General features: G+C 69.3%; 15 protein-coding genes. 5 read left to right on the plus strand and 10 right to left on the minus strand.

Translation table 11 applies throughout. The features are described 5' to 3' along the window. Positions 1-641 precede the first annotated feature (641 nt). From PYR91_RS13075 to PYR91_RS13095, 5 genes are all read right to left on the minus strand, one after another. Positions 642-1,985 (minus strand): DUF2254 domain-containing protein, encoded by a 1,344-nt coding sequence (locus PYR91_RS13075; protein WP_279779963.1) that lies wholly within the window; start codon positions 1,983-1,985, stop codon positions 642-644. 318 nt (positions 1,986-2,303) lie between these two features. Continuing rightward, positions 2,304-3,656, minus strand: coding sequence for a ricin-type beta-trefoil lectin domain protein (locus PYR91_RS13080; RefSeq protein WP_279779964.1), 1,353 nt, complete (start codon positions 3,654-3,656; stop codon positions 2,304-2,306). Positions 3,657-4,294: 638 nt separating this feature from the next. Next, positions 4,295-5,650, minus strand: a complete 1,356-nt coding sequence (locus PYR91_RS13085) for an RICIN domain-containing protein (RefSeq protein ID WP_279779965.1) — start codon at positions 5,648-5,650, stop codon at positions 4,295-4,297. A 261-nt stretch (positions 5,651-5,911) separates the two neighbouring features. After that, entirely contained in the window at positions 5,912-7,282 is a 1,371-nt protein-coding gene (locus PYR91_RS13090; RefSeq protein ID WP_279780364.1) for a PHB depolymerase family esterase, read from the minus strand. A 230-nt stretch (positions 7,283-7,512) separates the two neighbouring features. After that, entirely contained in the window at positions 7,513-7,746 is a 234-nt protein-coding gene (locus PYR91_RS13095) for a hypothetical protein (RefSeq protein ID WP_279779966.1), read from the minus strand. A gap of 584 nt (positions 7,747-8,330) precedes the next feature. Between PYR91_RS13095 and PYR91_RS13100 the strand changes: the two genes are divergently transcribed. Continuing rightward, entirely contained in the window at positions 8,331-8,897 is a 567-nt protein-coding gene (locus PYR91_RS13100; RefSeq protein ID WP_279779967.1) for an NUDIX hydrolase, read from the plus strand. Between the two features lie 267 nt (positions 8,898-9,164). Then, positions 9,165-9,569: an arsenate reductase ArsC gene (locus PYR91_RS13105; protein WP_279779968.1), complete on the plus strand. Its 405-nt coding sequence runs from the start codon at positions 9,165-9,167 to the stop codon at positions 9,567-9,569. A 217-nt stretch (positions 9,570-9,786) separates the two neighbouring features. Here PYR91_RS13105 and PYR91_RS13110 read toward each other — a convergent pair whose 3' ends face one another. The 3 genes from PYR91_RS13110 to PYR91_RS13120 form a co-directional block, all read right to left on the minus strand. Then, positions 9,787-10,170, minus strand: coding sequence for a metalloregulator ArsR/SmtB family transcription factor (locus tag PYR91_RS13110; protein ID WP_279779969.1), 384 nt, complete (start codon positions 10,168-10,170; stop codon positions 9,787-9,789). Between the two features lie 212 nt (positions 10,171-10,382). Then, positions 10,383-11,783 (minus strand): FAD-dependent oxidoreductase, encoded by a 1,401-nt coding sequence (locus tag PYR91_RS13115; protein ID WP_279779970.1) that lies wholly within the window; start codon positions 11,781-11,783, stop codon positions 10,383-10,385. A gap of 230 nt (positions 11,784-12,013) precedes the next feature. Continuing rightward, positions 12,014-12,352 carry a metalloregulator ArsR/SmtB family transcription factor gene (locus PYR91_RS13120; RefSeq protein ID WP_279779971.1) on the minus strand — a complete coding sequence of 113 codons (339 nt, stop codon included), beginning with the start codon at positions 12,350-12,352 and terminating at the stop codon, positions 12,014-12,016. Between the two features lie 59 nt (positions 12,353-12,411). Between PYR91_RS13120 and PYR91_RS13125 the strand changes: the two genes are divergently transcribed. The 3 genes from PYR91_RS13125 (at position 12,412) to arsB (ending at position 14,969) form a co-directional block, all read left to right on the plus strand. Beyond that, the gene (locus PYR91_RS13125) at positions 12,412-13,482 is read left to right on the plus strand and encodes an NAD(P)-binding domain-containing protein (RefSeq protein WP_279779972.1); all 1,071 of its coding nucleotides are present in this window, start codon (positions 12,412-12,414) and stop codon (positions 13,480-13,482) included. 93 nt (positions 13,483-13,575) lie between these two features. After that, the gene (locus PYR91_RS13130; RefSeq protein ID WP_279780365.1) at positions 13,576-13,857 is read left to right on the plus strand and encodes a metalloregulator ArsR/SmtB family transcription factor; all 282 of its coding nucleotides are present in this window, start codon (positions 13,576-13,578) and stop codon (positions 13,855-13,857) included. Continuing rightward, complete coding sequence (gene arsB, locus PYR91_RS13135) at positions 13,854-14,969, plus strand: ACR3 family arsenite efflux transporter (RefSeq protein ID WP_279779973.1); 1,116 nt, start codon at positions 13,854-13,856, stop codon at positions 14,967-14,969. Before PYR91_RS13130 ends, arsB begins: the two co-directional genes overlap by 4 nt. Before the next feature lie 65 nt (positions 14,970-15,034). On the opposite strand, the gene asnB is transcribed toward arsB, so the two are convergent. Together asnB and PYR91_RS13145 are read right to left on the minus strand one after the other, a co-directional pair. Beyond that, complete coding sequence (gene asnB / locus PYR91_RS13140) at positions 15,035-16,894, minus strand: asparagine synthase (glutamine-hydrolyzing) (protein ID WP_279779974.1); 1,860 nt, start codon at positions 16,892-16,894, stop codon at positions 15,035-15,037. After that, complete coding sequence (locus PYR91_RS13145; protein WP_279779975.1) at positions 16,891-18,054, minus strand: aminotransferase class I/II-fold pyridoxal phosphate-dependent enzyme; 1,164 nt, start codon at positions 18,052-18,054, stop codon at positions 16,891-16,893. Before PYR91_RS13145 ends, asnB begins: the two co-directional genes overlap by 4 nt. Positions 18,055-18,058: the final 4 nt, after the last annotated feature.

Below are 18,058 nucleotides of genomic sequence, written 5' to 3' on the forward strand. Positions count from 1 at the left end.
GTGGAGTTCCTCTGTGTCGGGCTCTGCCGTTCGTGCCACGGATCTTCCGCGCACCACGCCGCGGCATGGCGGCGGGCGCTCGCCGGACCGTTGCACAGTGCAAAAAAGTGGGCGGCCGACGCTGCCTTCGTGGACCGCTGATAGGAGAGCAGGGGTGCGGTGACGCGGACCCCGAAGTGGATGTCACCACATGTCGGTTCCACCTGCTATTCGGGGGAAGCCCTGTGCGACCAGGAACAACGCCGTCGAGAGAACCGCGCGCTTCGCCGGCCTCGACAGCGGCACGGCGATCGGGAGCACGGAGGCGGCCGGCAGGCCGGCGCTCATGTGCCCGGCTCGTATGCGCACGGGGCCACTGATGCCTCCCGGGAGGATCGACGACAAGACCGCCGACCAGACTTCCCGGCACACCGAGACCACCGTAACAGCACGGCCCAGACCCTGCCGAGAGGGTTCAGCCGTCCTCACCGATCCTCGGCTCGTCGCCATGCGAGCACCGCCACGGTCGGCGCCCCCTTGACCTGCTGACATGGCAGGCAAGGCGGACGACCCATCCTGATCCTTCCGCACGTGATCGGGCGTGGCGGGAGTCGGACGCCGACCACGTCACGTGCTTCGGCATGCACCTGTCGGGTCAGGCGTCAATCCAGGGTCCATCTGCCTTCCAGCGCTTCCTCGACGTGCCTGACCAGTCCGTCGAACCGGGTCAGCTCTGTGGCGTCGTAGTCCTGCTCGGTGACCTCGCGGCGCACGCGCACGAGCTGCTCGGCGATGACGGGCCGGTGCTCGTAGGCGGCACACCATGCGAGGTCGCGCAGCAGGAACAGCAGCTGCGCCAGGACGGCGGGATCCTTCGCTCCGTAGCGCCGGGGTTGCTGGATCGCCAATTCCAGCAGGTCCCCGAAGTCGGGACGGTTCAGTACGACGCGGATCCGCCCCCGGTCGTCGCGCAGCAGCTGGGGGCCGAGCTGGTAGCGGGTCAGCAGGCACAGCAGAGACGACAGATGTCCCAGGGCGTGCACGGCGGTGGTCGGGTCGTTGATGCCCGGGGACAGCGCCCGGATGGCCACGTCGACGAGCTGGCGGATGCCGTAGGTGAGGTCGTGTGCCGTGGTGCGTTCCGACCGGGTGTCGATCGCTTTGGCCACCCGCTTGGTCAGGTGCCCGCGCGTGTCCTCGTCGAAGGAGTCCGCGGAGCGCGGCCAGCCCACCCCGACCGGTGTACCGGCGATCAGCAGGCTTCCGGGGCAGCAGAAGACGTGGAGGATCGCGTCGGCGTGCACCGCGGCCGAAAGCAGCTCGTCTTCGTCGATTCTCGCGAGGAAACCGGAGGAGGGGGACGGCAAGGTGAGGGCGCCTGGCGGGGGGACCGGTATGTTCGTGCCGGTCACGGACGCCGACTCGCGTTCGGGCAGGATCCTGCGGACGATCTGGCGCGCGTCGCTGTGGACCCTGAGCAACACACTCTCGACCCGTACCTCGCGCGCCAGGTGTGAGAGGAACGCCACCAGCGCGAGCACGCTGGCCAAGGCGAGGACGAAGCCCGTGGTCACCGAGATCTGTGGCACGAACACCTGTCGTTGCTCGCCGGCGGTACGGATGGTGCGCAGCACGGTGAGCGCGTAGGTGAAGGTGGACAGGAACAGCGCGAGGGTGAGCTGGACCAGCCGGTCGGCGGAGAAGGTGCGCAGCAGGCGAGGCGAGTACTGGCTGCTGGCGAGCTGCAGCGTGACCACGGTCAGCGAGAAGGTCAGCGAGGTCACGGTGATCAGGGAGCCGGCGATCGCCTCGAGCACGGTACGGGCCGCGCTGGCGCCGCCGCCGAACAGGTATGTGGTGAGCCAGGGGGGCAGCTCGTCGTCGATCCGTTGGTCCAGCCGCGGAAGCCCCACCCCGAGGGCGATCGCGATCGCCACCCCGATGGACGGCAGCAGCCACAGCTGCGTGCGCAGGTTGTCCCGCAGGACGCTCAACCTGCCTCGCAAGCGCCCCAGTCCCATCGCCGTCCCGTCGTCTTCCGGCCCGCCCTTCCAGATCATCATGCCGCCGGTACCGCTCAGGGCGCGACACGCCCTCCCGGCGCCGCGAGAGTGGCGCGTACGCCGCCGCCGACACGCGACCGGCGAGGCCGCACCTCCACCGCGTCCGGTCGGATGCCGCGTGAGGGGGAACTGTTCGGCGGAGACAGCCGAACGCGGGTGACGTCGGGGCGTTCGAGCGCGCCCCCGCGCGTTGGGCGATGAAACGCGTCGGGTCCAGGCGAAGTCGCCTGGACCCGACGGCTGCCATCGGTCAGTGGGTGGTCATGCCCTGGTCCATCTCTGGGCGGCCTGGCCGTTGCACGTGGCGACGGTCACGGTGGAGCTGTTGCCGGTGCCGGTGGCGTTGAGGCAGAGGTTGTTGGCGCCGCTGGTCACGGTGCCGTTGGAGTTGAAGGTCCACTGCTGGTTGCTGTTGGTGTGGCAGTCCCACAGCTGTACGCGGGTGCCGGAGCCGGCGTTCGTGGGGGCGTCCAGGCACTTGCCGAGGAGCTGGAGTCTGCCGGAGGCGTAGCTGAAGAGCTGGTTGGCGTTGGTGTGGCAGTCGTAGACCTGCAACAGGGTGCCGTTGGCGCTGGCGCTGTTGGGGGAGTCGACACAGCGCCCGGCGCTCTCGTTGCGCAGGCGGAAGCTGGTCGTGGAGGTCGGCGTGACGGTCGGCGTGACGGTGGGGCTCACGGTCGGGCTGACGGTCGGGCTGCCGGTGGGGCTGGGACTGGGGCTCGTGCTGCCGAACTGGGAGATGAACTTCCACACCTCGCCCTTGGTCCAGGTCTGGGCGCCGTTCTCGGTGTAGGTCCCGTCCACCGGGGCGGGTGTGTGGCCGTTGTCGTACGCGGCCCAGACGACCGGGTATCCGGCGCGGCATCCGGAGTACGTGGTGACGATGTGCGACCGGCTGCCGGAGCCCGGCTCGGGCGGGTTCTGGGCGGTGCAGCCGTTGTTGCGGACGAACCTGTCACGCAGCGCCCGTCCCTGCGAGATGTTGAGGACGCTGTCGGTGATGCCGTGCAGTCCCATGTAGGCGATGGGATCATTGCCGCCGCTGCAGCCGCTGAGCTGCGCGCCGGCGAACACCGCGACCGCGCGGAAGACCGTCGCGCGGCTGCACGCGAGGGAGAAGCTCATGCCGCCGCCGTAGCTGAATCCCATGGCGAAACGCAGCGAGGGGTCGACGCAGAGGTCCGACTCGACCCGCCGGATGATGTCGTCGATGAAGGTGACGTCCTCGCCGCCGGAGTTGGCCCAGCCGTTGTTGAAGCCCTGCGGCGAGACGAAGATCGCGGTGTTGTTCGAGAGCTGCCGCTGTCCGTAGTAGGACCAGGAGGCCCCGCTGCCGCCGCCGGAGTCGACGTCGTTCATGTTGCCGTTCAACCAGTGCAGGCCGAAGATCAGACGGTAGGGGTTGTTGTTGTTGTAGTTGGCGGGAATCCGCAGGATGTAGGTGCGATTCTTGCCGCTGGTCGTGATGGTCTGCGTTCCGCTGCTCAACGTCGGGTTCTTGCCGCATCCCGCGCTTCCCGCGAGCGCGGACGCCGAGGCTCCTGCGCTGCTGCCGCTGCTCATCGCCGCGTGCCCCATCACCAGGACGACGGTCGCCGCGAGCGCCACGGTCACGATAATCGACCTATGCTTCAACATTCGCGATTCCCTGTGGCTGTAGGGGCCGGGCCGAGGATAAAGACATGTTCTGCGTTCCTCTCCATCAGCGGCATCGAATGCCCGGAGCTGCGAAACCGGAATCGAAATGCGAGCGCCAACGTTCATCCGGGACTTATCGGTATGCCGCTTATGCGCTGTATGGGGTGCAGTGTAAAGGAGCAAATACGACCCGATTGGGGATGTCAAGTAACTTGCTTCGTAGCCCCGGTCGCCGGGCCCGCGGGGGCGTGCCCCTCCGCGTGCTGGCCAGGGAAGGCTCGCGCCCGCCCCCCCGGCGCACAGGATGAAACTTTCGTAGTGAGGGGCTCGGTCACGTGCCGTGGGGAGGGCGGCGGCTCCCGAATATGATCATGAAAAACCACCGTCACGTGCTGTCGCGCCCCACCCAGAAGTTTTATCGAAATTCCGATACTTTCGGCCTTGGTCGGCCAATGTCGGGTCGCGTGGATCGGGGGCATGTCGAGTACCCCCCATCCGGCTGGGGAACGCCGCGATCACGGATCCCCCGGCACCGAGCACGCGCACGAGCTCGGCACCGGGGCGTGAGGGCCGTACCGCGGCCCCGGGGTGACGTCGAGACGACCGTTGAACCGTTAAGCGGCCGTGCGCGACCACTGCTGGTTGGCGCCGGTGTTGCACGCGTACTGCTTGAGGATCACGCCATCCGCGGTCGACGCGGCCGGTACGTCCACGCATTTGCCGCTGTGTCGTGCCCGGAGCTGGAAGTAGCCCCCGTTGGCGACCATCTGGAACTGCTGGTTGGCGCCGGTGCCACAGGTGTACTGGACGAGCTCGGCACCGTCGGCGGTCGAAGCGCTCACCACGTCGAGACACTTTCCGCTGTGGCGGCTGACGATGCGCCAGTAGCCGCCGCCGGCGTCCTGGAACTGCCACTGCTGCCACGCGTTGCCGCCGTAGGTGTACTGGCCGACGCGCGCACCGTTGCTGGTGTTCGGTTGCTGGACGTCCATCGCCTTGCCGCTGTGGCGCACGTTGATCCTGTAGAAGGTCACCGGCGGAGTGGTGGGATCGCCGACGGTGTCGCCCCAGGCATACCGGATGCGGTCGGCGCCGGAGGTGTTGCGGATGGTCAAGCTGAGACTGGTGCCGCTGCCACCCAGGGCGTACATCGAGTAGTGGTCGTAGCCGAGGTTTCCGGTGTACTTGCCGCCGAGGGCGGGCCAGTAGGTGCCGCCCATCTGGTTGTCACGCATGACCTGGGCCATGGCGCGGATGTAGCGCACGAAGTTGTCGGTGCTGTTCGCGTCGCCGTAGTCGAGGCCGGTGGACATCGGCGCGCCGAACTCGGTCGCGACCGCGCGGGAGGCGCAGTTGCCCAGCCGCGTCTGGATGTGGCTCCGGAACGCGTCGTAGGTCATCGCGCTGTAGAAGAAGGCGTAGTAGTGGAAGGACAGCAGCGTCGAGTTGAAGCGGCTGTCGTTGCAGATGTCCCGCAGATCCTGGCTGAAGCCGGTGCCGCCGATGAGCACCCGGGCGGGCACCGCGGAGGTGTGGTAGCTGAGCCAGTTGGCCGCGACGTTGCGCCAGTCGGCCGATGAGTAGCCGTGCGGTTCGTTCATCGGCTCGAAGTAGACATTGCTGTTCGAGCCGTACGTGTTGGTCACGCTGGACCACATCGTGTTCCACGCGGCGAGGTTCGTGATCCTGCCGCCGGAGGCGGCGCCGTCCTCCCAGTAGGCCAGGATGACCTTGAATCCACGGGCGGCGGCGGCGTCGATGGCGCCGCGGTAGGCGTTCCACCAGGTCGTGTTGGCCACGGTGTGGGTGTTGACGGGCAGCCGGACGGTGTTGACCCCCATGGTGGAGGCCATGTGGTCATAGAGGGCGTTGGCCTTGGTCCGTACCGTCTCGTAGCTGTCGGACTGGCTGAGGCCCTGCACGACGAGCGTGCTGGTGCTGAAGTTGTCACCCAGCACGGCCCAGTTCATGCCTCGGAATTGGCTGGTGGCGGCATCGGCCGATGGCGCGGGTACGAGGCTCACCACCGCGGTGAGCACGGTCGCCACCAGGGCGATGAGCAACCGGCGCGACGACCGGGTGCTCCGCGATGGTCCTGATGGGTATCCATCAGACGCTGTGGTCAGTGCCATGAGCTGTCCAATCACTAGATCCAGATCTTTCGGGTCGGACCCGCGCCGGTCGGTGCCGCGCAGGAGGGTTCTCCGCACCGTTCCGGCGATGACGTGACCTCAGGCTCGGGTCCACTTCTGGTTGGAGGCGCCGGTGCAGGTCCAGATGTGCACCTTGGTGCCGTTGGCGGTGCCGAGCCCGGAGACGTCCAGGCACTTGCCGGCCCCGAGCGCGGTGACGGTGCCGTCGGTGTTCAGGCGCCATTTCTGGTTGTTCCGGCCGTTGCAGTCCCAGATGATCACCGCGGTGCCGTCGGCGGTGCCGGCGCCGTTGACGTCCAGGCACTTGTTGCCGTAGACCCGCAGCTCACCCGCGCTGGTGGAGGTCCACCGCTGGTTGGCCCGCCCGTTGCAGTCCCAGATCTGCGTCTGCGCGCCGTTGGCCTGTGAGGCGCCGTTGACGTCCAGGCATCGGCCCGACCCCACACCCCGCAGAGCACTCGAACTCCCCGACGGCGACGGCGAGGGCGTCGGGCTGGTCGTCGGGGTGGGGGACGGCGAGGAGGAGCCGCCGCCGTCGAGGCCGAGGAAGGAGATGGCATAGGCGAGCTGGCCGCTCATCGGCAACTGGTGGCCGACACCGCTGATGCTGATCCCCTCCACCGTGGCCTGGGCCGAGGTGGCGCCGTACCGGGTCCGGGTCCAGTTCGACTGCGGCTGATCGGTGAACGCCGGGGTCTGGCTCAGCCCGTGCAGGTTCGTCCACTGCTTGATCTCTTCACCGAAGTTGTTGTAGTGCAGCGTCGTGTCCGTGTTGCCGTGCCACAGCTGCATCCGAGGCTGACGGCCGGTGTACCCCGGATTCATCGACCGGGCCAGGTCACCCCACTGCTGCGCCGTCTTGATCACTTGCCCGCCCGAGCACTGGCCGTTCCACAGCGACCCGTTCGTGGTCGCGAAACACCCCGCGGGAACCCCCGAGAACGCCGACCCGGCGGCGAACACGTCGGGATACTGGGCGGCCAGCACGTTGGTCATCATCGCCCCGGAGGAGAACCCGCTGACCACGATCCGTCCCGGATCCACGTCGTGGTGCTGGCGTGCCCAGGCGACCATGGCCATGATGCCGGTGGAGTCGCCGCCGCCGTCGCGCCGCAGCGCGGCGGGGGTGGACACGTCGAAGCACTTCTCGCTGCGGGTGGCCTCCGGAACCACGATGACGTACCCGTACCGGTCGGCCGCCGTCACGTAGTCGTGCCCGTTGCCGTTGAAGATCGCGCCGGCGGATCCCCCGCAGTAGTGCACCAGCACCAGCAGGGCGGGCTGGGCCGCGACCCTGTCCGGCACATAGACGTACATGTTGAGGTTCGTCGGGTTGTTACCGAAATTGGTCACCCGGGTCAGGGCCGCGGCGGACGCCGACGGTAACCCGGCGAGGACTCCGGCGGAGGCCAGGCACAGGACGACGGCCGCCAGCACCGCTCGGATCATCTGTTTCACTCGTTCGCCTTTCGTTTCCGGTCGGCCCGGGACGGCGCCCTGTCGCGGGGCAGGTCTGTGCCGCCGGATCGCCGTCGGCACGGCGTGCACCGTGCCGGGCTTCGCCGGGGTGGCGGGCACCCCGGCGAAGCCGCGTCGTCACATGGCCGGAGGTCGTCGGGCTCGGGTCCACTTCTGGTCGGCGGCGCGGTGCGGGCCCACCCGGTGTCATGCCTTCCTCCTCAGGCGGGTGACGCCCTTCTGAGTTGGGGGCCGTCGTCGAACGGGGAGGGGGACGACGACGGCCGGCTGTGCGGATCCGGCTCCGGGGTCAGCCGGATCATGCGGCTCGGCGGCATCGTGACCGCGATCGGCGGACCGGCGAAGGCGGTCTCCCGCGCCGTCATGGCGCCGGCGGGGACGGCCGCGTGGGACCGAGAGCCCGCCTCGTCCACGTAGCTCGTTCGATCGGTCACGTGCTTCTCCCAAGATGGCGGGCCTCACCGGTGACACCACGAGGGGACGCATGGTGGAGCGAGGCCGTGGTTCGACACGGCCACGATGCGGAGGGCCGCCAAGCGCCTCCTCACCCCGCCCATGTGCTTCGACCGCAGAGGTCCCGGAAGGAGCGCGTCCCCCGGGGCCTCGTTTCATTACGGTCGGAGTCCCGATGCTCGTCAAGATTTAAGCCTGCCTATTCCCCCACGCGCACACCGAGCTCCCGGCCACGGTTAGCCGCCTTCCCCAGCCCACCAGCCGCGATGCCCGCCAGGGCGTGCGTGCACGCCGACCATCCCCAATGAACCGTTCAAATGAGTCGTACCAATCGGACGGCGGGGCGATCCCGCATCCCTCAGCCGATGCGGACCTCGCCGAAGAAGGTCCCCACCCCACTGCGCGAGGACGGCGAGTGGCCGTCACCAAGGGAGTACTCGGCACATCCCGGCGGGCGCACCGAAGCTGACCCCGGCCGCAGGGCCGAGCCGCCTGCGATCCTGCTGGAGGCTAACCAGGAATTGCCGAGCAGCCGTCCGGACGCGGCCTGAGCGAAGGAGAAGCGGTGGAGGAACCCCTTGCCGTCGACGAGGCGGGCGACACGCTGACAACCTTCCATCGGGTCGCCGAGCACACCCGCTTCGACGACGCACCGCTGCCCGCGGCACTGACCGCCCTGTGGCACGACGATCGAATGCTTCTGGTCTTCGACCGGTTCCGTCAGAGCTGGGAACTGCCGGGCGGCAGGATCGATCCCGGAGAAACGCCACGGCAGGCTGCCGTGCGAGAGCTGCGCGAAGAGACGGGTCTTCAGATCGAAAACCTGTTCTTCGCCGGATACGCGCGCTTCATGCTGGGAGCCGAGCGGCGGGAGGAGTACGCGGCGATCTACGTCGCCTTTCTCACGGACACGCCGGATACCGGGATCGGCGGCTTCGTCCCGAACGATGAGATCAGCGCGATCCGCTGGTGGGACGGCGTCGAGACTCTTCCGGGAGGGACCCAGGTGCTCGACGTGGTCCTGGCCCGACTCGCCAGAGACACCTACCTGGAAAGCCTGCCGGACTTTCGCGCCCTTCCCGCTCGGGATGACACCGGAGACGAAGGAGGCCGGCCGCATATGAATCGCTGATGCGGCTTTCTGCCCTGGCTGACGACCGTCCCGCAGAGGTGGCCGTCGTAGGGGTGCAGGGATTGACCTTGGGATAATAGGTCAATATATGTTGAGTCAATGAGCGTTGCACGGTTGTCGCCGGTGTGGTTGGGGGCGGGCTGTGTGGCGCGCTGGGTGGGTCGGTGCGATCGTGGATCGGGTTGCCGCCGCGCAGGATTGAGGCCGCCCTCCGGCCCGGTGGCGAGCGGTCGTATCCCGTATCAAGGAAGGACGGTGTGAGCACCGATGACCGACAAGCTCAGTGTCCTGTTCGTCTGCGTGCACAACGCGGGACGTTCTCAGATGGCCGCCGGCTGGCTCAAGCACCTGGCGGGCGACCACGTCGAGGTGCGCTCCGCCGGATCGGTGCCCGCCGATCGAATCAACCCGGTCGCCGTCGAGGCGATGCGTGAGGTGGGCGTCGACATCACCGGCGAGCAGCCCAAGGTCCTCACTCAGGAAGCCGTCCGGGCCTCTGATGTGGTGATCACCATGGGATGCGGCGACACCTGCCCCGTCTTCCCCGGCAAGCGATACGAGGACTGGCAGTTGGACGACCCGGCCGGGCAGGGGATCGAGGCCGTGCGCCCGATCCGCGACGAGATCCGCATCCGCATCGAGAGGCTCATCGCCGAACTGGCGCCGGTGTGACGCTCGGCGGCTGCGCTCGCGAGATCGTTTCCAGTGCGAGCGAGTCCCGCCGGCATCTTCCCAAGCGCGATTGGCATCAACCACGGCGAGACCCATCCGGTCACCTTCGCTCATCTGCACCTGTCGCACGTTCTCACCGTGCCGGTCGGCTCGTCCTCAGGAGATCGCACGACGGCTTCTCGCCGTGAGGAGGGGCGGGCGCATTCACCGCCCACGGTCAGCGTGCGGCCTCGGCCATGTCGGGGGCCGCGAGAAGCGCGGAGAGCTGGCGCAGCCGTTCCCGCACCGGCCGGTAGTACACCCAGGTGCCGCGACGGTCGTGTTCGACCAGGCCGGTCTCGCGCAGCAGCTTCAGGTGGTAGGAGATCGTGGGGGCCGCGACGTCGAACAGGGTCGTGAGGTCGCACACGCACACCTCGCCGTCGGGATGCGCGGCGATGATCGACAGGAGCCGCAGACGGACCGGGTCGCCCAAGGCCTTGAACATCTTGGCCATGTCGGTGGCGTGCGCGGGATCCAACGGCAGGGCTTCGAGCGGGGCGCAGCAGCCTTGCGCGGACGACGTGCCGTCCGCGGCCACGGCCAACCCTATGTTCGACATGCCTCTATTTTGACATCCATCTAACCTTTGGGCAACCCGGTCCCCCCGGTGGCGGCGTCGGGCACCGTCGTGCGGAGGGCCGTGTCTCACGGCCGCCGCGTCACCTCGGCGACGGTCTCGCGAGCGGTGCGGGCGGCACCGGCGAGGCCGGCCGAGGCGCGGCCGGCTGACGGTCTTCCCGCGGCATGACGACATCCTTCCCCGGCGGGGGTTCAGCCGCAGCAGCCGCCGTCGCTCTCGGCGGTGACCAGGGCGAGGGGAGTGGCGAGCAGGCCGCCGCTGACGCCGGTGGCCAGGCCGACCCGCCTCTCCTGGGTCTCGGCCAGGTTGGAGGAGCAGACCCCCGTCTCTGGCAACTCCAGTTGGACGTCCCGGGCGGCCTCCCAGTCCCCCGCCAGCGCCGCCACCACCGAGCGGACCTGCTCGTAGCCGGTGGCCATGAGGAAGGTCGGGGCGCGGCCGTAGCTCTTGACGCCGACCGCGTAGTAGCCGGGCTCGGGGTGGGACAACTCGTCCACGCCATGGGCGGGAACGGTGCCGCACGAATGCTGGTTGGGGTCGATCAGCGGCGCCAGCGCGCGGGTGGAGCCGAGGATCGGGTCCAGGTCCAGCCGCAGCTCGCCCGCCATGGAGTGGTCGGGGCGGAACCCGGTGGCCGACACGACGCGGTCGACGGTGACCGACCGCTGGGCGCCGGAGGGGTCACGGCTGACCACCACCAGGCCGTCGGAGGTCTTGGCGACGCTGTGGGTGTAGAAGCCGGTGGCCAGGGTGATCCGTCCCGACTCCACCAGGGCGTGCAGGCGCGTGCCGAGCGCCCCGCGGGCGGGCAGCGCGTCGGCGTCGCCCCCACCGTAAGCCCGAGCGGCGGAGCCGGCCCGGATGGCCCAGGTGATCGGCGTGTCCTCAAGCCGGGCGAGGGCGAGCAGGCTGGTGGCGGCCGAGTGGCCCGCACCGACGACCAGCACCCGCTTGCCCTCGTACACCGGACGGTCGGCGCCCAGGACGTCGGGCAGGGCATGGTCGATGAGCTGGGCCGCTTCCCCCTCGCCGTGGGCGGGGAGACCGCTCGCTCCCAGGACGTTGGGCGTGGCGTAGGTGCCGGAGGCGTCGATGACCGCCTTGGCCGACAGTTCGTCGCCGTTGTCCAGGCGGATGAGGAACGGGGCCTCGTCCCGCCCCTTCGTGCGAACCCGGTCATAACCGAGGCGGCTGATCGCGGTGACCCTCGTACCCAGCCGGAGCCCGCGGGCGATCGCGGGGTGCTCGGCGAGAGGCTTGAGATAGCCCTCGATCAGCTCGGTTCCGGTCGGCAGCCAGTCGGGGTCGGGAGCGGCCCAGCCGCCGGCGTCGAGTAGGCGACGGGCGGCGGCGTCGATGTTGTACTTCCAGGGACTGAAGACCCGGACGTGCCCCCACTGGGCGACAGAGGCGCCGATCTCGCGCCCCGCCTCCAGGACCAGGAAGTCCAGGCCGCGTTCGGCGAGGTGGGCGGCGGCGGCCAGGCCGACCGGCCCCGCTCCGATCACCACGGTGGGCAGCTCGCGCGCGGTCGCCTGTGCGGGAAAGGGCTCGATCTCCAGGGCCGTCGGGCCGCAGCATCCGTCACTCATGGTCGCCTCTCCGCGTTCGTGCTGATCAGGATGGTCCACTGCGCATCAGTCGTCGAAACCGGCGGCGCGACGTCGAGGTGAAGCGGATGGAGCGGGACGCGCGCGTCAGGGCCTGTTTCGAATACTGTCTAAGCAAGCCCAGTGTGCCTCGAAGATTAGAGCGATGTCAAATTAGACATGCTTCAAATTAGGGCGAATCGCTGGAGAGGTGAGCGGATGCCGGACGTGGGTCAGTCGCGGCCGGGAGGCGCGCAGCCCTCCGCGGGACAACACGCCCAAAGGCTCAGCTGCAGGTCGGCGAGTGCCCGGCCGATGCGTCCCGCGTCCGCGCGGTAGTAGACGGTCTTCCAGTCGCGGCGAGAGGTCAGCACCCCTCCGTCGCGAAGTGTCGCCAGATGGGTCGACGTGGCCGACTGTGCCAGCGACATGCGCTCGGCCACCTCGTTCACCGTCAGTTCGGCGCCTCCGGCGAAGAGCGTGAGGATCTGCTGGCGGGTGTCGCTGGCCAGCGCCTTGAGCAGGCCGCGTGCCTGTTCGCTCAGTTCCACCGGGCTCGACGTCATGGTCATAGCATCACCCCGCCCCCATCATATTGTCATTTCTGTATATGACGATACGATCGAGCGTCATGGACACCATCGTCATCGGTGGCGGCCAGTCCGGCCTGGCCGCCACCAGGGCACTGCTGGACGCCGGCCTGTCACCCGTACTGCTCGGAGCCGCCCCTCGGGCCACCGGCTCCTGGCCGCACTACTACGACAGCCTCACCCTGTTCTCCCCGGCCCGCTACAGCTCCCTGCCCGGCATGCCCTTTCCGGGTGACCCCGACCGCCACCCGCGCCGCGACGAGGTGGTCGACTATCTGTCGCGCTACGCCACCGACCTGCTCCAGCGCGGTGCCGACATCCGCACGAGCACCCGCGTCGACGCCGTCCAGACCGGCGGGCGCGGTTTCGCCGTCCACGCGGCAGACGGGACGACGTTCACGGCCCCCGGCGTTATCGCGGCGAGCGGCTCCTTCGCCAGCCCCCACCTGCCCGAGCTCCCCGGCCGGGAAGACTTCCCCGGGAAGATCCTGCACGCCGCCGACTACACCGCCCCCACCTCCTACGCCGGCGAGCGGATCATCGTCGTCGGCGCCGGCAACTCGGCCGTTCAGATCGCCCACGAGTTGGCCGAGGTCGCCACGGTGACCCTGGCGACGCGCGAGCCGATCCGGTTCGTCGCGCAGCGTCCACTCGGCAGGGACCTCCACTTCTGGCTCGCCGTCACCGGCTTCGACCGGTTCCCCGCCCGGCTGGTCCGCGATCCGCCCGCGGTCCCCGTGCTGGACGCGGGCGCCTACCGGCGAGCGCTGCGCGAGCGCCGGATGGACCGCCGGCCGATGTTCACCCGTTTCGAGCACGACCAGGTGATCTGGCAGGACGGAGCCCGCGAGCACGCCGACGTGGTCATCTTCGCCACCGGCTATCGGCCCGACCTGCGCTACCTGGAGAAACTCGGTGCGTTGGACGCGGGCGGACACCCGCGTCACGCGGGCGGCCTGTCCACCACCCACCCCGGCCTGGCCTACCTCGGGCTCGAATGGCAGCGCACCCCCTCCTCCAACACCCTGCGCGGGGTAGGCCGCGACGCCCGCAGTCTCGCCCGAAAGCTCAGGGCCCACTGCCTGGCGCGGCGGGCACCCGTGGACGGGTGACGGCCCGCGGATCACCCGTCACCGCCGCGCGTCATCTTCCGGCCGATGTGGGAGTATCAGTATGTGCTGATGTCAGCGAACACTGATGTATTGATGAAGGCGCTCGCCGATCCGCTCAGGCTGCGGATCGTGTCCCTGCTCGCCCGGGAGACCCTGTGCACCACGCATCTGATCGAGGAGACCGGGGCGCGGCAGACCAACCTGTCCAACCACCTGCGGGTGCTGCGCGAGGCCGGCGTCGTGGAGACCGAGCCGTGTGGGCGTTTCACCTACTACCGCCTCAGACCTGAGGTCATCGCCTCCCTGAGCGGCCGGCTCGCCGAACTGGCCGAGATCGCCCGCGCAACCGCCGACGTCAAGAGAGCCTGCCCATGACCTCACGAGAAGTGACCGGCGGGCCGACGGGCAAGACGACCGACATCGTGGGAGAACTCTCCACCCTCGATCGCTTCCTGGCCGTGTGGATCATCGTCGCCATGGCCCTGGGGCTCGGGCTCGGCCGCCTCATCCCCGGTTTGAACGATGTCCTGTCCAAGGTGGAGGTCGGCGGCATCTCCCTGCCGATCGCGATCGGCCTGCTGGTCATGATGTATCCGGTGCTGGCCAAGGTCCGCTACGACCGGCTCGACGCCGTGACCGGCGACAAGAGGCTGATGGTCTCGTCACTGGTCGCCAACTGGCTGGTCGGTCCGGCCGTGATGTTCGCCCTGGCGTGGACCTTCCTCCCGGACCTGCCGGAGTACCGCACCGGACTGATCATCGTGGGGCTCGCGCGATGCATCGCCATGGTGATCATCTGGAACGACCTGGCCCGCGGTGACCGCGAGGCCGCCGCCGTGCTGGTGGCGCTGAACTCCGTGTTCCAGGTCCTGGCGTTCGGCCTGCTCGCCTGGTTCTACCTCGACCTGCTGCCGGGATGGCTCGGCCTCGGAGACGGTGAGCACCTCGACGTCTCGGGGTTCGCGATCGCGGTGAACGTCGTCATCTTCCTCGGCATCCCGCTGCTGGCCGGGTTCCTCACCCGCCGCCTGGGCGAACGGAGGCTCGGGCGCGAGCGCTACGAGGCCACCGTGCTGCCGAAGATCGGCCCATGGGCGCTGTACGGGCTGCTGTTCACCATCGTGATCCTCTTCGCCCTGCAGGGAAACGCCATCACCTCCCAGCCCGCCGACGTGGCCCGCATCGCCCTGCCGCTGCTGGCGTACTTCGCGATCATGTGGTTCGGCGCCTTCGCCCTCGGCAAGGCCCTGGGCATGCCCTACGACCGCACCACGACCCTGGCGTTCACCGCGGCGGGCAACAACTTCGAGCTGGCCATCGCCGTAGCCATCGCCACCTTCGGCGTCACCTCCGGCCAGGCCCTCTCCGGCGTCGTCGGCCCGCTCATCGAGGTCCCCGTCCTGATCGCCCTCGTCTACGTCTCCCTCGCCTGGCGCCGAAGGTTCCCCACCCAGACCCCGGAACCGGCACCCGAAAACACCCCATGAACAACATCGACCCCCTCACAACGGCCGGTTTCCGCGGTAGGCCCGGTCCACTGCTCCCCCCCAGCTCAGGACAGGGTCACTCGGTAGTCGCGCATCCAGGCGTCGAGTTCGACGAGTTGGACGAGGAGTTGTGCGGCGCTGGCGCCGCCGGGGAGTTGTGCGTTCAGTCGGTTGGTGTCGATCTGGCGTAGGAGCTCGTTGAGGCGGGGGGTGTCGAACATTCCGTGCAGGGGGGAGTCGCCTGCGTTCGCTATGCGCGTCACCTCGTGTACCAGGGCTTTTTCGTGGGACGGGTTCTGGACGTGGGGGTAGGCGCTCTTCTGGCGGTTCAGTGTGGTGGGGGGGAGGATGTCCGCCATCGCCTCCTTGAGGAGACTTTTCAGGCCGTTGGCGCATTTCATGGACCAGGGGACATTCCATACGTACTGGACCAGGCGGTGGTCGCAGAACGGCAGGCGTACGTGGAGGCCTTGTGTGGCGCTCATGCGTTCCTTGCGGTCCAGGACCACGGCCAGTGGGCCGGCCATTCCCAGGTACAGGACTTCGCGCATGCGTGCGTCCAGGCCCTGCTCGCCTGGCAGGCTTGGCACTTCGCTGAGGAGTTGTGCGTAGCGGGCCTTCTCGTCGCCGTCCTGGGTGAGGTCCGGGGTCAGGTAGTCGGCGAGCTTGGGGCCGTCGCCGAGCCAGGGGAAGGTGTCGCGGCGGATCAGGTCGGGTTTGAAGAGGTAGGGGTATCCACCGAAGAACTCGTCGGCGGCCTCACCGGACATGGCCACTGTGGTGTCCTGGCGCATTCGCTGGAACAGCAGGTACATCGACGCGTCGAACTGGCCCCAGCCGGGGAGGTCACGTGCGCGGCGGGTCGCGGGGATCACGTCGAGCAGGTCCTGCATCGTCGCGGTGAGAGTCGTGTGCCTGCTTCCCATGTGTTCGGCTGCGGCGGCGGCGTACGGGCTGTCCACGTCGGGTCGTAGTTCGGTCGGTGCGAAGTGGGCCTTGTCGCTGTCGAAGTCGACGCAGTACGTGTCCAGGGGGTACGGCAGGGATTGGGCCGCCAGTGCGGCGACCGAGGTCGAGTCGACGCCGCCGGACAGCATCGCGGCGCAGGGGCCGGAGGCGGGGAGCTGGCTCGCCACGGCTTCGTGGAGAAGTTCCCTCACGTGTTCGGCGGTATCGGCGGGGGTGTGGGGGTGCGGTTCGCTCGTCAGGCGCCAGTAGGCGCGCGAGACCGGGCCGTGGTCGGGGGTGCAGGTGATGACGTGCGCGGGTCTCACCTCGTGTACGCCGGCGAGCGGTGTCTCACCGGCGAGTGTGAGGCGCGGCTGGAGCACGATCGTCATCAGGGAGCGGTCGAGGCGCGGGGTGAAGAGGGGGTTCGCCATGATCCCCCTGGGGAGGGAGGCGAACAGGATCCCGCCGGGGTAGGGGTGGTAGTACAGCGGCTTCAGGCCCATGTGGTCCCGTGCCAGCAGCAGTCGCCGGTCGCGTGCGTCCCAGACGGCGATCGCGAACGCGCCGACGAGGCGGGTGACGAAGTCCGCGCCGTGCGTCAGGTAGGCCCGCAGCAGCACGTCGGTGTCGGTGGCGGCGGGGGACAGGTTCAGGGACCGGCGGACGGCGGCCAGGTTGTAGATCGCGCCGTCGTACACGAGCGCGACGGGCCCTTCGTCCGAGGAGGGGCCGCTGTGCGCGGGGAACAGCGCCGGCTGAGGGCCTTCGGTGGTGCCGGGGGTGGTGAGCTTGCGGTGGCCGAGCGCCGCGTGCCGGGTGATGTGGACCGCGCCTGCGTCGGGGCCGCGGTCGCGCATCGTGTCCGTCATGGCGTGCACGATGTCCGCCTGCTCCGTCAGGTCGCGTTCGAAGTCGATCCATCCGATGAGACCGCCGCTCATCTGGTCAGCTCCCCTGTGGTCGTTGGTGGTCACAGCTTCATGAGAATCCGGTGTGCGCGGGTGAGCGCCTCGCGGGTGCGGTCCCGCGGGTGGACGAGCGCGATGCGCAGGTGGCCCGCGCCGGGGTTGGTGCCGCGGTCGGTGGCCGTGCCGAGGTAGCGGCCCGGCATCACCGTCACGGCCTCTTCGCGCCACAGCCGGCGCGCGGCCTCCTCGTCGTCGGGTACGGGGAACCAGAGGAAGAATCCCGCCTCGGCCCGCTGGTAACCGGGCAGATCGCCGAGCAGTTCGTCCGCGGTGTCCCAGTTGGCGCTCACCGCGGACCGCAGGTGCGCGACGTGCGCGTCGTCGGCCCACAGGCGTGTCGCCACCGCGCACACCGGCGCCGCCTGGGAGACGCCGCAGATGCGGTTGTGGTTCGCGTACGCCGCCACGCTCGCTGGGTCACCGATCACGAAACCGGATCGCAGGCCCGGCATCCCGGACCGTTTGGACAGGGTGTGCAGGACCAGGAAGCGTCCCGTCTCACCGGCCGTGCCGGACGTCAGGAACCCGTCGTGCGCGGACGCGGCGTGGACGAGGTCGATGTAGCACTCGTCGACGACGAGCAGCGCGCCGGCCGCGCGCGCCGCCGCGCCGACGGCGCGCACCGTGGCAGGGGTGTGCGTCTCACCGCGGGGGTTTCCCGGCGAGCAGACGACGACCGCGGCGACACCCCGGTGAGCGGCCACGGCGGCGGGGACCTCCGGCGCGTGGCCGTAGAGGATCGCACGGCCTCCCGCGGCCGCCACCGCCGCGTGGTACGTGGGGTAGAAGGGGTTCGGCAGGACGACCGCCGGAGCGCGCGCGTGGACGGCGAGGGTGATGGCGGACGTGACGGCTTGCTTCGTGCCGGGGGTCGGCTCGATGGCGAGCGATCCTTCGTCCACGGCGGCGCGCAGGTGGGGGCCGAAGCGGCGTTCCAGCCAGCCCGTGTAGGCGGCGCGGAGTTCAGGTGTGCCGCCGAGCGGCGGGTAGCGCGTCCAGCCGTCCACCTCGCCGAGGAGACGGCCGTCCACCGGCGGCGTGACGAGGCGGGCCTCGCCGAGATGGAGGGGGATCGTGGAGACGCCGGGGGGTGCGGGGATTCCCGCCAGCAGCGCGCGCAGCCGGTCGAACGCGCTCGGTGCCGACGTCGGTCGCGTCGATGGCATCGGC

Origin of the sequence: Sphaerisporangium sp. TRM90804, from assembly GCF_029846175.1 — a bacterium.
In the GTDB taxonomy this organism is placed as follows: domain Bacteria; phylum Actinomycetota; class Actinomycetes; order Streptosporangiales; family Streptosporangiaceae; genus Sphaerisporangium.